Annotated in this window: 6 protein-coding genes; all 6 read right to left on the reverse strand. The window is 46.3% G+C overall.

Annotated elements, in window-relative coordinates; translation table 11 throughout:
* Positions 1-665: 665 nt before the first annotated feature.
* The 6 genes from F6K49_RS17325 to F6K49_RS17350 all read right to left on the reverse strand — a co-directional run bounded on the left by F6K49_RS17325 (position 666) and on the right by F6K49_RS17350 (position 15,213).
* Entirely contained in the window at positions 666-3,260 is a 2,595-nt protein-coding gene (locus F6K49_RS17325) for a glycosyltransferase family 2 protein (protein WP_293030259.1), read from the reverse strand.
* A 176-nt stretch (positions 3,261-3,436) separates the two neighbouring features.
* Positions 3,437-6,040, reverse strand: a complete 2,604-nt coding sequence (locus F6K49_RS17330; protein WP_293064887.1) for a cellulose biosynthesis cyclic di-GMP-binding regulatory protein BcsB — start codon at positions 6,038-6,040, stop codon at positions 3,437-3,439.
* 189 nt (positions 6,041-6,229) lie between these two features.
* A complete protein-coding gene (locus tag F6K49_RS17335; RefSeq protein WP_293027117.1) occupies positions 6,230-7,534 on the reverse strand; it encodes a glycosyl hydrolase family 8 in 1,305 nt (434 codons plus the stop codon).
* 343 nt (positions 7,535-7,877) lie between these two features.
* Positions 7,878-10,310, reverse strand: a complete 2,433-nt coding sequence (locus F6K49_RS17340) for a tetratricopeptide repeat protein (RefSeq protein ID WP_293027121.1) — start codon at positions 10,308-10,310, stop codon at positions 7,878-7,880.
* Entirely contained in the window at positions 10,307-14,035 is a 3,729-nt protein-coding gene (locus tag F6K49_RS17345; protein WP_293027126.1) for a hypothetical protein, read from the reverse strand. The genes F6K49_RS17340 and F6K49_RS17345 overlap by 4 nt, the downstream gene beginning before the upstream one ends.
* Positions 14,036-14,088: 53 nt before the next feature.
* Positions 14,089-15,213: an RNA-guided endonuclease TnpB family protein gene (locus F6K49_RS17350; protein ID WP_293027131.1), complete on the reverse strand. Its 1,125-nt coding sequence runs from the start codon at positions 15,211-15,213 to the stop codon at positions 14,089-14,091.
* Between the last annotated feature and the right edge of the window lie 470 nt (positions 15,214-15,683).

A 15,683-nucleotide genomic window follows, 5' to 3' on the forward strand; every position in this document is an offset into this window, starting at 1 on the left:
ATGGAGGCATTGCTGTGGAAACAGTTTCTTTCATGGGATTGGAGGGACAAAGTAACCAACCTAAAAACTAGACCCTATATAGGATAGCACTATTTATGCCTTTAATTATCGCGCTTAGTCCCACTAGATGTACTGTTCTGTGAGGACAAATGTCGCATTCGCAAAAACCATGCTCCTCGCAACTTCAGTATTCTGCGACGTTTGGCTCTTAATCTCTTGCGTCTTGAGCCAACCCGCGGGCAGTTTAAGAATGAAGCGCGCTTCGTGCTGGTTTGGATAACAATTTCTTGCTGAAAATTCTCGTAGCTTCTTTGCCTACTGGAGTTAACAGCAGCTCATAGAACCAATAACCGACCCCTTTGTTCTTCGCGATTGCAAAATCGATACTCTTGGCAATAACACCACCTTGTTGCGGTGAGCAGTTACGACAAAATCCTTGATTTTACACCATTGTTCTTTCTTTTCTATATGCGTTTACCCTGGACTTAGACCAAATTTTGCATCAATTTACTAACATCTCAGCCTCAAAAGAAGACTGGGCTATTTTGTCATAGTCTAAACTCCAGTTTTAACCTACCCTAGGGTAATTCCAAGGGGAACCTTCAACCTTCAACCTTCAACCTTCAACCTTCAACCTTCAACCTTCAACCTGATTAAACCTTCAACTAAAGTACCTTCAAAAGCTGTTTAATTTTGGTCTCCTGTTTCTGCTTTAATTGGTCTGGGAACTTCAACTCAATGGCAACTTGATCGGATAAATCTTCGACATCCACAATTTGAGCCAACAATCGCTGTGGTAACTGGTTAGTCGATTCCTGACTCAATAGCAAGCCAACGAAGGGTTGGTCTTGCTCCATTCTTCGTAAATCTTCTGGTGTGAGCAATGGACTAGTTTGCTCCGTGGTATCAGAATAGGCAGTGCTGCGTTCTAATTCAACCCGTAAACTCATCACTCCCATTTCAGTTGCCCTACCACTGTAAAACTTACCTTCCCAATAAAGCTGAGCAGTAGCCCTAATCTGTTTACGCACCTTAGTACTAGTTTGGGTATTCAACTCTCGGAAGGCACGGAACACACCAGTGGCTAAGAAACCTAAGGAGCCCATAGGTCGGTCTAAGGTCGCACGCTTCTGGGAATACCACTCCCTGACATCGGAATAAATTACTAGGACTAAATCATCTAGCTGAGCTTGAGTGAGGTTGATAAAATTAATCGCAAGGTGAACTTGATGGTCACTAATCGGTGTCTTGCGGATAATTTCTCCAGCAACAAAGGCTCGTCTGCCGTAATCTCCCACAATTTCAAGGTCTACTTGATCAGGTAGGTTGGGCCAGCTATCTAAGGCAATTAAAACTCCGCTTTCTGAGATATTAACCGTTTCCCCTGGCCAACTCTGGTCAGTGGTGTGAATTGTCACCGGAAGGCGTCGTAGCAGGCGGTGTTTGGGGCGTTGTTGGGGTTGTTCAAAGGCAACCAACAAACCTGCTGTCAGCAGAATCAAGTTAAAGACGCACCACATGGCGTTAACCAAGACCGCTTCTGCATCTTCTGGACGGAGCAGCAGCCAAAAGGGAACAGCTAGTAAGGCAGCAATCACTATAGCTGTTACTACCAAAAGACCCTGTACTGACTGCCAATCAAAACTCCGCTGACTAACCGATACCCCCTTGTCAGTTACATTAAATGAACCGAGCTTGGGGTTAATCACCGCCATCAGAGTGACATACCCCGTCTGGAATGACATCACAAATTCAAACACCTCGTTCCAGAAGGAAAAGCGAACTTCTTTGTAGGTGATATAGTTAGCATTGAGGCTAATCAGTAGATGGGGCAGGGCATAAAATAAGGTTTCTAGCCCCAAACCCTGAATGGGATTGATGCCAAACAATAGGAATAGAGTGGGAGTGATAGCGTAAATCAGCCGGGGAAAGCCATAGAAGAAGTGGGAGGTGGCTGAAAAATAGCAAATCCGCTGGCCTAAGGTGAGATGTTTTGCCTTCCAGTTCAACAAGGGGAATTCTAGCCGTAGAATCTGAGCCATTCCCCTTGCCCAACGCACTTGCTGACCCACATAGGAGGCAAAGGTTTCAGGGGCTAAGCCAGCAACCATAATCTGGTCATAGTACACTGACTCATAACCTAAGGAATGGAGTCGGAAGGCCGTGTGACAATCTTCTGTAACGGTTTCAACGGCAATTCCCCCAATCTCCAGCGCATGGTTTTTGCGAATTACCGCTGCTGAGCCACAGAAAAAGGAAGCATTCCAGAAGTCATTGCCCTTTTGCAGTACTTTATAAAAGAGTTCATTCATCACTGGAATCTCACCCTTAGTATAGAGATTTCGCTCAAAGGGGTCGGGGTTAAAGAACCAGTGGGGCGTTTGCACAAAGGATACGTTTGGGTTGTAGAAAAACCCGACTGTGCGCATCAGCAATTTTCGCACTGGAATGTGATCGCAGTCCAGAATCAATACCAGATCGCCCTTGGTAGTCTTAAAAGCTGTGTTGATATTACCTGCCTTGGCATGATCATTGTTAGGTCTAGTCAACAATTTACAGCCGATTTCTTCGCACATCTGCTTCAACTTTTTGCGACGCTCTGGATACTTTCTGCCATCATCTAAGACATAGACTTGTTTTTTATCCTCCGGATAGTCCATAGCCAGAGCGGCTACTGCTGTATTGCGGACAATTTCCACAGGCTCGTTGTAGGTTGGAATGTAGATATCAACCTTGAACCATTGGTCTTGAGGATAGTTAGCCAGATCAACGGTTTCTCGGTCTTTGATTTTGATAGTTTGAAAATAAGCTAGCAATAGGGTTAGAATTGCATACAATTCCGCCCCCAACAACAGCACACAGAAAAACCCGTTGATCCAAGTATCAAAATTTAGGGTATAGGCAAAGCGATAGTATAGGTAGCGCATGGTGGTCACCAGGCTCAGCCATACTAAAAACAGATGAAAATACTCACTGACTGTTTTATCAGATTGTTTGGCTTCAGTGCGCACTACCACTTGACCAACCAATATTAGTGCGATCGCTACAATCCCCTGCTGCCTGACTGTTAGGGGTGTAGTAATCAGGGGTATGGATAGCAACACCAGCAGCAAAATCAGCCACGACAAGTGATTCGACCCTAGCCGTGCTAGGACTCGGTCAAAAAACCGAGGTAGGCGATCAACGAGTAATGTAATTAAAGGGGATCGACGAGGGCGATTTTGCCTATTTCTCGATTGTTTGAATAAGGAAAAAGACATAGCAATTTATAGCATTTTGATTTGAGATGTGAAACTAATATTGATGTAAGTATTCAGCCGTAAGCTATCAGCTATCAGCTGATAGCTTACAGTGGAATTTTGATTTAATCCTATTTAATATACAAACAATCCTAAAGACTAATTAAAACTAAAGACTAAGCACTAATCACTAATTACTAATGACTTTTTTGATCTGTCACACGCTTGAGGTACAACTGGCTAATGCCATAAAGCAGGAAGGTTACGCCCAGAATACCTAAAGCTAGGAACCACCAGTTTTGTTGGAGGAAGAACGATGCTTTACTGAGGGCGGAGGTTTTTTCAATGCGCTTTTTAGAACGGGCTAGTTCAAAGAACTCTAGCTTATAGGCATCGGGGTCATAACCAGCAGGGTCTTGTTGATAACTACTAACTAAAACCGTATCCTTCTGCAACTGGTAGAACCAAGAATCTTTAGTGAGAATCTGCCGCACGCGGTCTAAGCCATTTTCCGTTTGACCACTCAAAGCCAAAAGTACCCGCTGATTGTTATCGGGAGACATGATTTGTTTCATTACCCCTTCAGTATCCGGTAGAGTCTGGGCACTAGCTTCACCCCACTGACGTCCTAGAGCATTACTCAAACGCAAACCTTTTGACTCAAATACCTCTGGAAACGGAAATTCATCCCTGGTGCCAATTCCGACTAGATTGCGCTTCCTCCTGATCTGATCAGGCAATTGTTCAATGGTGTAAACATCCAGCTGTACTGAATCTGCCTTACTCAGACGTCCTAAACGTTCACTCATAGCTAGTAGTGTGAGCAGATCGGTATCAGATGGTGTCTCTGACAACACGATCGCTGTATTGGACAAATCTTGAGGAGCTGCAAATGGGTAACCTACTTGCAACAGTTCTAGATTAGGTAGTTGAACTGAGGGCTCCCGATTAACTTTGAAGCTGGTTTCAGCATGAACCGTACCGGTTAGTTGTTGGTCCGTAATTTTACCACACTCCTCTGGTTCCCTGGGGTTCAGCCGGAAAGCAACTTTGATTTTAGAGGTGGGTTTAATCAGATTGGCAGGAAGATCCACTTTGAGGGTTTCTCGCTGTGAGCCATCCCTCTTAGTCAAGCGTTTACCACCAATTAGTACATCATCTAGTAAGACTTCTACAGCAGAGGTGCGAGGATTGACCTGGGGACCATAGCTGTAAACTAAATTCATGGAACTGCCCCGTTTAAACCGATCATCCGGTAAGGCACGAAAATTAAACTCTACCGGTGGTGCTCCACTGCCTCGCACCGTTACGTCCTTAAAGGGTTTACCATTGGGCTGAGTAACGATGTCTTGGAGAGTAAAGGAATTTTCTTCTGGCAAATAACCAGGCCAATTTCGGGAGGATGGTATTGGTACATCCGGAACCTGATCCACGAAAATTAATTGACCTGTGCCAAGTTTACTGGTATCTGGCTGTACTAAAAACTGGGCAGCCTTTTTCACGCCATCTGGGCCATTGCCAGTCACCACCAAGACCGGGTTACTGCCATCATTGACGGTGGTAAGTGCCAGCACACCGACATCATCGGGTAAGGGAATCTGATTTCCATCTAAAATCTGATTCCCGGAGAAAGTAAAGGGCAGTTCTAAAGACTTCAAAACCTGTTGATTTCCAGGAGTCCCAATCACAACTAAACTATCGCCCCACTCTAATTCGTCGATAGTCTCTACTAAACGGGTGGTAATAGGACGGAAGTCAGCCAATCTGCCTAGGGAAGCCTGTAAGCGAGGCGCAGCAGTCAACCAAGATTCTAAGGAATCCACGGATCGGGTCTGGACATTCCCCTGCGGCAGCATATAAGCAATGCGATTGGCATCTAAGCTGAGTTGATCAAAGAAAGGATAAGGATAGCGACTGAAATTTAGGGGGATAGGTTGAACTTGGTATTGGAAGATTAATTTGGAATCCGGCAAAACCTCAGTCCACAACGTGGCATCCCCTCCATCCGTACAGCCAGTGGTGTTGTGTTGCTGGGCTACTAGGGAAAGTTCATTGTAGTCCTGGATCAGGGTCGTTGGAATAGCAAACATGACGTTAGCCACCTGAGACTGCTTGCGGTTGAGAGGGACACTGGCCACACTGGTACCATTAATCCGCAAGGTCAGGTTAGAGCGATTTGCAATCAAGGCTGGTGAATGCTGGAAGCGGATTAAGGCTTTGGCGGTTTTTATATTCCAACCCCTCGGACGGGTAAAGCCCAGTCTTGCTTCCGAATAAACCCCCCGCATACGGAGGCGATTGCCTACAATCGGAGAGCGGTTAAATTGCAAGATGTACTCACTTAATGGGATATTCGGCGTAGAAGCAATTGGATTTGGGGTAGATTGGGGCTGTGAACGAGGTTGGGACTGGGAGCGGGGTTTGGTCCGTGGCTGAGGTCGGGCAGCTGGTCGAGGTCTGGTGGGAGCAACCCTTGCTGGCGCAGGATTAGAACGTCTTTGTCGTGGCGCTGCTGGAGCAGCTTTTGGTCTAGGTCGCGCCGCTGGCCGAGGTCGAGGTTTAGGTTTGTAGACTGGAGCCTTAGTGGGGGTTTTGGGTAAGCTGTACTTCTGGATGAACTGGTCTTCCTGTTTTCTGAGGTTACCGTCCCCTTGAGCTCTGGTTAGGGTAGTACCGATGCCGAGGGTTAATACCATGCTTGCACATAGCAGCAACAAGGATAATCTAGGACCTAGAGAAGGACGTCGTTGATGATTAGTCGTACGATCTTGGGCTTGGGAGCGGCGAAACAAGAATTTCATAATCTTAACAATAGAGAATACTAGGAGAATAGTAAGATCACCCTTAATTTATAAAGAAAAGTTGTATTGCTTAGGCTTAACTTTAACGATTTAGACCATTTTTGTCACCTGTATCACCTGATTGATCGGTATAGATTGATCGGTATAGTTATCGGTATAGTTATTGGTATGTTTAAACTATTCCCCTCCCTAACTGGGATTTAACAGGTTGCGGTCGATGGCTGTGGTAGGCAATAACCCTAACCAAGCTAAGTTTTGGGTATAGTAGGCCGATTGATCATCCCAAATGCCTTCCTGATATTGTGGTATTAGTTTCTGCTCTATCAATTCTCTAGCCATCGCTGGCTTAATTAAACGTAGGGCAGAATAAAGCATGGCATATTGGGAAGTTGCTTCGTAAGTCACCGTTGGTTTTCCCTGGATGTCAATCCTGGCGGGCAGCTTTGAAGAAGAACGCCACAGGGATTGCAAATGCTGGGTGGCAGTACCGAGATAGGAAAATGCTTCTGGGGTATTGAACCAAGCTGCATCCCAAGCAACTCTCCACCACACTCGGTAGGCATCAAAGCTATAAGAACTTTTGAGTGGACTGTCTGGTGGCAATGGCTGGAATTGACCAGTTTCGGTATCAAGGGCTATCCAATCGCTGGGTAAACCTACAGCAGAAACCTGAGAAGACTCTTTTAACACCTGGTAGCTACTATCCACCAAACTTAACCAGTCATGGTTGGGGTCAACTTGGGCAAAGAGACGAAAGGAGAAAGGAGCAAGATATGAGGGGTTGAGATATACAGTTGATGGAGAGGGCACAAAGGCTGCTACAGGTCCTGGCAGAAGATAGCGCTTTCCCCTGACCTCTTTGGTGGACAAGTTCCACAAATCTTCCAGCTTAGTCAAAGCTAAGTCTAGGTATTCCGGTCGATTCCAGCGACGAGAAGCGAGAATTAATGCTGTTGCTGCATCAATATCGGCATCGCTGGCAAAATTTCTGTCAATCGCACCCCAGTTACCGCTCTGATTACGACCCCACTTCCACACCCAAAGTTGGTCTTCGAGAGTACCATTGGTTCCTGAGCGTTTGAGATTGTTTTGAGACCATTCTAAGGTTAGGGCAAAGGTGGTGGGGTCATCGGCAATCACCGCTCGCAGCATCCCATAGGCTTGCCCTTCAGAGGTTGAGCGATCGCTTGCTTCGTAGTCGATGACTCGCCCGTCTTTTTGAATAAATTTCTCTTTGTATACAGTCCAACTTTCTGCTATAATAGCGCTTTCGTCTATAGGTAAAGCAGTCTGGGGAGCCTCTGGTTCAGGATACTCACGGTATACTGAAGGCGTTTTGCTTGGTGATGACTGGGGTGGTGAAGGGGTTGGAGATCGTCTTGACAATTGATGGGGAGCACAACCCCATAGACTCAACAACATAATGGTGAAAGTAACTATAGAAACCCTGAGGGTGCGACCCATAAATAAACCTTGACGGCTGTTGTATGACATCGTAAATTTGCGGCTCTTACATTTACTCCTCAAACATAGTTGGATACAAGCCTCTGGATTGATCCAACGTAGTCTTTTAAGGGAAGAAGTCTGAACCTAAGCCTAGCCTAAAAACATCAGAGTTCAGAATTATTCAATTCTGATATTGGCTTTAAATGTCTGGATTATTCATTTGTGATTATAAAACTGCCAATTTTTAAGTGTTCATTGCCATTTGGGATTTTCCCTTGCGATACCTTAATCCTTAATCCTTCATCCTTCATCCTTGACACTTCATCCTTTATACTTCATTTAGAATTTATTCTTTACACTTGACACTTCATCTAGACTTCATTTTTTATCCTTAATCAAAACGTTCCCAAGGCGGTTGGAAACCCCTGCGGAACAGAAATCCTTCTTGGATTTGCTGTCTCTGACGGGACAGGGTAGCAGTACTAGACCCTCGACTGAATTCCTCCAGTCGTAGCTGTTCCAACTGTTCTAGGGCTTTGACTTTAAAATCTTCTGTCTGATTTAGTCCAACTAAGGCGCGACGTACCCCGAAATCCAGGGGTTTGATCGCAAGACCCCTATAATAGAGTTGCTTGGCGGAGTCAAAGCGTCGTTGTTGGAAACGAACACCACCTAAAGCAGCAATAATCTCAGTGTTACTGGGTTCTGCGGTCAAAATCACCTGATAGGCGCGTTCTGCTATGTCTAACTGATCAATCGCTTCTGCCAATCGCCCCTGCAACAAGTATGTCTGAACGGAGTAGGGAGCTCGATTGACTAATTCAATCACCTGAGCTCTAGCTAATTCTGGACTACGCTGAGCAATAACCTGAATTAAACGGCGGTTTACTGGTATGTTGTCTGGTTCAGATTGCAGGAGCGAAATGTATAGGGGTTCTCGTGTGGGATTGGCAGGTAGAGCACCGACTAGAGCAAAGAGTTCTTGGGGCGGAAGCACATTGGGTTGTGTCTGCAACCAATAGTATACAAATGCCTCAGCTTGGGATTCTGGAATCAGATTCGCTTGATAGGCAATTGTAGCGCGTGCTAGCTGTAGGTTAACATCACTAGGATTGAGCGCCACTAGTTGGTCATAAACTGCCACAGCTTCCCCTGGTCTATCCTGTAGCAGAAGTATAGATGACAATCCTTGCAATGCTCCATTGAGAATATCCCGTTGTGGGTTGCTGGCAATCAAGGCTTGGTAACGCTGGCGGCTAGCAATCCAGTTACCCTCAAGACGTTCAATATCTGCCGCTAGCAACTGTACTACCAGATCGTTAGCTCCCTGGGGTGTGGCGGTATATGTAGCCAAAGCATTTCTAGCTGAGATCAAGTCATTGGCTTCAATGTAAAGTTGAGCCATCCGAAAGTACAAAAACGGGGCGTTAACCCCAGATGCCAGGATATTTTGGTAAATAGATAGAAATTCTGGCCCCGGCGGCTCGATCGGGATCAAGGCGTCTGCCACCGCTTGCAATTCCCTGGGTTCAGTAGGTAGGGGAATCAGTATGGTCGCTAGACGGTTGCTCAATTGAGCTTGAGAAATTAACCCGGTCTGACGTTCCAGACCCACGATCTTAATCATCAGACTACGGTTATCAGGCTCGAAGGCAAGCTGTTGTTGGTAAAGCTGCAATGCGGTTGCCCGTTCGCTGGGTATGCCTGTGAACACATCAGCTATCTCCCGAATTAAGTTAGGGTCATTAGGATTCTCTGCCAGTGCCTGGCGGTAGAGCATAGAGACTTGGGCTTCCAGGGCTGGATCTTGATTTTTATTGCGAATTTCATTTAGCGATCGCGCTAAGGGCAATGTGGCTTGAGAAAGACCTTGTAAAGGCTCTAATACAGCCAAGGCTTCAGAGATTTGTCCATTTTCAGCATAGGCTTGGGAGAGGGCGGCTCGGGTTTGGATGCCTAGGTCATCCAGCTGATCGATTAGGGCGAATCCCACTAACTCGTTTTCCAGAACCTGCACCGCCTGAGCCGCATTGCCAGTTTGCCTTAAGGATTGGGCATAAGCCAGCACAGCATAGCCACTAATCACATTCCCTGTCGCGAGGTATTGATTAAAGAGTTCCAGACCCCTTTGAGGGTTACCGTTGTAGGTGTAAACTTCTGCTGCCCCTATTAGCACATCTGGAGTAGGGTCCGTTTGCAGCACAATTTCATAGTCTGCGATCGCTTCACCAAATCGTTGCTGATAACCATACAGCAGAGCTCGCCTGCCACGAGCTTCTGTATCATTGGGATTAATATCGAGCAAGACCGTAAGGGCTTCAATTCCCTGAGCCTGCCATTCTTGTTTATAAGTCCCGAACAGACCTACTGCACTTAGGGCTAACTCATTGGTAGGGTCTTCAGCGAGCACCTGTTGATAGGCATCCCAGGCTTGGTCAATCAATCCCTGTCGGCGGTAGGCGATGGCTAGGCCAATCTTCGCATCAATGGATTGGGGATAACGCTGGACAGCTTGCTCAAACTCTTTAATTGCCTCCTCCACTCGTCCTTCCCTGAGCAGATTAAAGGCTTTGATAATCGGCACCGGAATAGTTTGGGCTTGAGCTGCCTCAAGGCAAAAGGCAAGAGGGAAAAGGGAAACAGTTAAGGGTAAGAGGTAAACGGTCAAGGGTAAGAGGTAAATGGGTAAATAATTTACCACACGGCGGCACGGATGGCAAGGTGAATCCAGTCCCTTTGCCTTTTGCCTCTGACCCGAGGATTCTCCGCTCTTTATCGGGGGTAAGCCTTTTCCCTTGTTCCTTTTGCCTTCCTCTAGAATCATGGAGTAAACCTACCTCTAGGAGTTACATCAAAATCGGTTTTCAATCGAAATCCGGCAAACGTTTCCTTGAAACTATTGCGTTGCTGAAGGCTAAAACCAAGCCGCACATTCGGTAAAAATTGGAAATCGTAGTATAGCTCTAACACATCTGGTACATCATCCCCATTTTCCTGGCGCAATTCCTCATTGGAGAGGTCCCGACCATAGGCTAATCCTACCCGGTCATTCTTAGAAAACAAATCCAAGAAGGTGATTCCGAAACTGAAGGTGTTTCCATCTTCATCCAAATCCCGGTTGCGGTAAATCCCATAGCGACCAAATATGCCCATATTCAGTTCAGGAATAAACACTTCGCCATTGACACCAAATGCTTCTTCATCATCATTCTTGTTGATGCCAAAGTCATCCCTTCCCCGTTCGATGGAGAAAATTTCCCGGAAGCCACTATTGGCACCACCATCCCTGCCTGAGGCATAGGTTCCTCGCACGATCACATTATCGTAACGCAGACCAATTTCTCCAGCCAAGCCATTGAGGTCAAATCGCTCCAGACTCTCAGCTGATGAAAACAGAGCGACTTTGCCTTCTATATTGTCTGTAACTGCCCAGTTAACCAATAAACCTGGACGAGATGCGATCGCAGTAGCACTCAAGGCTGGATTAGTTTGAAAAACTGGATTAAAGAAATGGCTTACCCCATCCTTGGCAAAACTATTCCGATCAAAGTAGGAGGTTAAATCCAACTGACCGACAGAAAAGCGCAGAGTGGGTAAGGTGCTAGCAGGAGCAGCCGTAAAGAACAACTGATTGATAGTTGCCCCTTCGTTAGGTGAGTCTACCAATTGGTCATTTTCGCTAGTCAGATCTAGGGTAGCTCCAAACAGGAATTGGGGCGTTAGCACATAGTTTCCGTCCAAGCGAGCTCTGGCTACTGAATTTTCCCCTTGAGTCACGAAACTACCCTGGAAACGCAATGATGCTGGGGTGAGAGCGGTAGTAGGCAGCAAGGGGCGACCGGTGGATTGGGCTGTTGGGGGAGAGGTTGGTCGATTCAGGTTTGAGTTAGGAGCCGGTGGCCAGGGTTGTAGTGCTGGTTGGAAGAAGGGTACTTGACCAAAGCCAGGGGTGTTGGGATTTGGCACCACTGGGATGGGAGTGACTTGCCCTGGTAGGGGTGGTTGGGGGGTGGCTGGGAAAGGAGATTGACCAAAGCCAGGGGTGTTGGGATTCGGCACCACTGGGATGGGAATGAATTGTCCTGGTACCTGACCTGGAGGGGTGGCTGGAAAAGGAGACTGGCTCAAGCCAGGGATGTTGGGATTGGGCATCATTGGTATCGCAATGACTTGCCCTGGTACCTGCCCTGGAATATTGTTCAAATACGGTAGCTGACCTAAGCCCAAGCCATAACTACTGCCCCCCATGGGAATGGGATTGATCGGGACTACTGGCCGGGGGGCTGGGGAACTTCTCAGATAGGGCAGCTGACCTAAACCCGAATTGTAAGGACTACCCCTCATGGGCATGGGATTGACTGGGGCTGGCAGAGGAGCGGGCATAGGTCTCGGGTAGGGCAACTGACCGAAGCCAGGGTTATAGGTAGTACCCCCCATCGGAATGGTATTGACTGGGGCTGGCAGGGGAGCCGGTGTAGTTCTCAAATAAGGTAGCTGACCCAAGCCAGGGTTATAGCTAGGGTTATAGCTATTTATCCCCTGGGGGGTAGACATGCCGAACCCTGCCGTTGGTATCAATATTACAGTTTGTGGTACGTAGGGCAATTGAGCAGGTAACCCATTATTCGTACCCATACTCGTTCCCAACGGCATCGTCCCAGTTACTCCTGGCATCATCGGCATCAATACTACCGTTTGTGGCACGTAAGGAAAATAGCCCCAATTCTGGTTAGGAGTATTGCTTACCAACGGCATCGAGTTAGGAAGTGCTGGCAATGGCGCTGGTGTTTTGGTTTGTGGGAAGACAGGCAGTTGTCCTACCGATTGGTTTTGGTAGTTATTCAGAAATAGGGGTGTGGCTGTTCCTTGCCCTAGCTGCTCGGGCAGGGTTGGTGGGGAAGGAGGTAGTTGCTTGAACTTGTTGGGCAGTTTACCAGCATTGGACGGAATTGGCCCTGTTGGTACTGGCAAAGGTTCGGTTTTTGCTTGGGAGGTTGTCTGCTGGTTCGAGCTAGAGTTGGGACTATTGGGAACTAACTTCGGAATTAGGGATGGCAGCAGCTGATTACAGGCTGTGTTGTTTTGACAGTTGCTCCAGTTAGCTGGAACTACTCCTTGCAAATCTAAACTCGAACTGCTGCCATAGGGCAACAGTTGGCTTAGCTTGAATTCCGTGAAAGTTAAGTCGATTTTCTCTAGGTTTAGCGTCGATGATGACACTAAAGGCTTTTGAGGTGATGGCGTTAACGCTAACTGGTCTACTTTAGTGTCAGCTTTAGTGTCAGCAGATTTCTTCTGGGTGACTAGCTTAGAGTTAGCTGCTTTGCTGTGTTTTAGTTCCGACGACTCTGGGACTGGTGAGCCTAGTTTCGAGGTAGCCTCAGGGTTAGGTCGATGAGAGACTTTAGTAGTTTTATTGAGCCGGGATGACTTTGGTAACCCATCCCTGTGTCCTGGTTTTAGCTCCAGTTTCCCTGGTTTTTGAGGCTGTTGAGATAACTCAGGGATTTCCGAACCCACCTTTTTGCTAGTGGTGAGGTTAGGTTGGCTAGTGGTGATGTTTAGGGAAGCCGACGTTTTGGCTTTTCCAAAGGGTGGCATTGCCCTAGCTCTAGACCTGGCATAGGGTGATCTGAACTTGGGTTTAGTTGATTGTCTTTGCTGGTGGTTACCTGTCGGCTGGGCTAGGGTAGTTCTGTTTTCTCTACCGTTTTCTCTACCGTTACTGCTTAGTAAAGCCGACTTTTTACCTTTGGGCCGTGCTGGAATAACTTTGGCTATCTCCTCTGGCTGGGGCTTAGCCGTCGGCTGGATTGGAGCAGCTACGGTTTTTTGGACGGTTTTTTGGGAGGCAGTCCTTGAGGTAGCTGAGCTTTGGGTTTTCAGCGGTGCAGAAACAGCTTTAGCTGTAGACTCCCGTTTGGCTAATTTTTGCTGCTGCAACCGAGATAATGGTAACTTCCTCCTGGTAGCATAAGAACTGGGCTGAGCAGATTCCTTGGTTTTCAGCAAGGTCGGGAGAGCCTCAGGGGTAGCCCTTGACTGGCGTGACCCTAACTTACGCTTAGCTACTGGTTTAGCTGATTCTTCAGTCTGGGGTAAGAAGTGTGGCGGCACAGCTGAATCCAGTTTCCTGGTGGAGTTGCTCCTTGGGGCAGAAGACCTTTGGGTCTTAATTGGCTCAGGGATTGTCTCCTGTTGACTTTCAAGCTTTCCTAGTGCTACAATACTTATTGGGGCTACTTCTTCACTTTCTTCACTAATGGATTGCTCTGAATCATTGCTCTGATTTGTCCGGAGCTGCTCTAAGAACTTAGTATGTTTAGATATAGCAGTTGCCTGGGCTGGTTCAATGGCACTGAAGGACAGCATCCAGACTACAACGAATGACCCAGTACTAAGCAGTTGCATCCATAGAAGGACATTCTTGACTATCCATCTCAGACATTGACTAGTTGTTTGATGGATTGTCTGGGTTTTTTGCCTAATCAATCCTTTCTGTAAACCCTGTCGCCGCTCTAGCAAAGGGCTTGGTTTTGGGCGACTCATACTACCTGCTCCATAAAACTTATACAAAACTTGCCTTAGCTAGTTAAAGCTGTTTACTTCCTGCTTCTTCCGGAACTGTCGGCAGCACTCCGTCCACAGGCAGACACCGTAGAGCCTACGGCGTTTCTCAAATTAATTGCTGCGTTTAAATCTCTGTCGAGACTTAACCCGCACTCAGGACAGTTATAAGTCCTGATGTTCAGTGGCATCTTTTGACGATGCCCACAGCTTGAACACAGTTGAGATGATGGGTAAAATCTGTCAACCATGACTAACTGTGAGCCATACCATTCACATTTGTATTCCAGCTGTCTCTTGAACTCGTAAAACCCTTGGTCAGCAATAGAGGCAGCTAGCCTATGATTAGCCATCATTCCAGATACATTTAAGTCTTCAATCACTACCGTGCCGTGGTTCTTAGCTAAATAAGTAGTGAGTTGGTTTAATGTATTTTTGCGGATATTAGCTACTTTTTGATGTTTCTTAGCTAGTCGATTTACTGCCTTGTACCAATTGTTTGAACCTTTAATTTTTCTAGATAGGTCACGCTGGCATCTGACTAGTTGCTTAAAAGCTTGACCATAGGGCAATGAACCTGGGAACACAATGCCAGTGCTGAGTACAGCTAATTCCTTGATTCCTAAATCCACCCCTACCACATCTTTTAATTTGGGGGTCGGTAATGCTTCGTGTTCATAATGAAAACTCACATACCAACCGTCAGCTTGCCTAGAAATAGTTATTTTCTTGGTGGTTATCTGTGGTAATGGCTCATAAGTTTTCACCCAACCTAACTTGGGTAACTTATGTCTTATGCCTGATAATTTAATCGACTTACCAGAGTTGTCAATCGTCAAACTGTCATTTCTCCCTTTCTTTTTGAATTTTGGATATCCTCCTAGCCCCTTGAAGAAACGTTTATAGGCAACGCCTAGGGAAATAAAAGCATATTGATAGACTTTAGAGGATAGTTGATTCATCCAAGGGTACTGGGGTTTGACATGGTTGGTAAAAAGCTTCCTCAGCTTACTTGCTGATGGTTTTAGACCTTCTGAGTAAGCTTGCTGCCATAAAGCCAGTCCCCAGTTATAAACCCACCTATAATAGCCAGCATGTTTAGCCATCAAAGTTTTTTGGTGATTATTCAGTTTTAGTTTGGTCTTGATAGCTTTGTGCATGTTTAATAACCCTTAGTGATGTTTTTCGTGTTTTTGTTGCCACTCCACTCTCATTGATATTTCCTGACGACCAGTTATGGTCACAATTTTATGGCACACCCATTTATAGATTATTTTGGCTCATATTTGTTTTAAAATGAACCAAAATTAGCTCATATCCCTTGGATTAACTGGACTATTAGTGATCTAAGCCAAAACTATCACCAAAATTACCATTACTAGAGTTTAGTGCTTAGCTCGATTTGTCGCCAACTACATCACTAAGGGTTACTGATTAGGTTTGCTGATAGTCAATGGTTGCTGGCATCCATAAAGCCATTAAACCATCAACACAGATATATAATCTCCCCCATAATAGTTGACAACCAAATCAGTTGCCTGACCTCCCCTTTTGGGGTAGTGCCGATTTTTTGGTAGGACTTTAACACTTGCCGATCACCTAGCCAATATTAATGGGGATTACTGGTCAG

Source organism: Moorena sp. SIO3I6, assembly GCF_010672095.1.

Coding starts and splice junctions, on each gene's coding strand:
- F6K49_RS17325 (WP_293030259.1), bottom strand. CDS start 3,260: ATGTCTTTTTCCTTATTCAAACAATCGAGAAATAGGCAAAATCGCCCT.
- F6K49_RS17330 (WP_293064887.1), bottom strand. CDS start 6,040: ATGAAATTCTTGTTTCGCCGCTCCCAAGCCCAAGATCGTACGACTAAT.
- F6K49_RS17335 (WP_293027117.1), bottom strand. CDS start 7,534: ATGTCATACAACAGCCGTCAAGGTTTATTTATGGGTCGCACCCTCAGG.
- F6K49_RS17340 (WP_293027121.1), bottom strand. CDS start 10,310: ATGATTCTAGAGGAAGGCAAAAGGAACAAGGGAAAAGGCTTACCCCCG.
- F6K49_RS17345 (WP_293027126.1), bottom strand. CDS start 14,035: ATGAGTCGCCCAAAACCAAGCCCTTTGCTAGAGCGGCGACAGGGTTTA.
- F6K49_RS17350 (WP_293027131.1), bottom strand. CDS start 15,213: ATGCACAAAGCTATCAAGACCAAACTAAAACTGAATAATCACCAAAAA.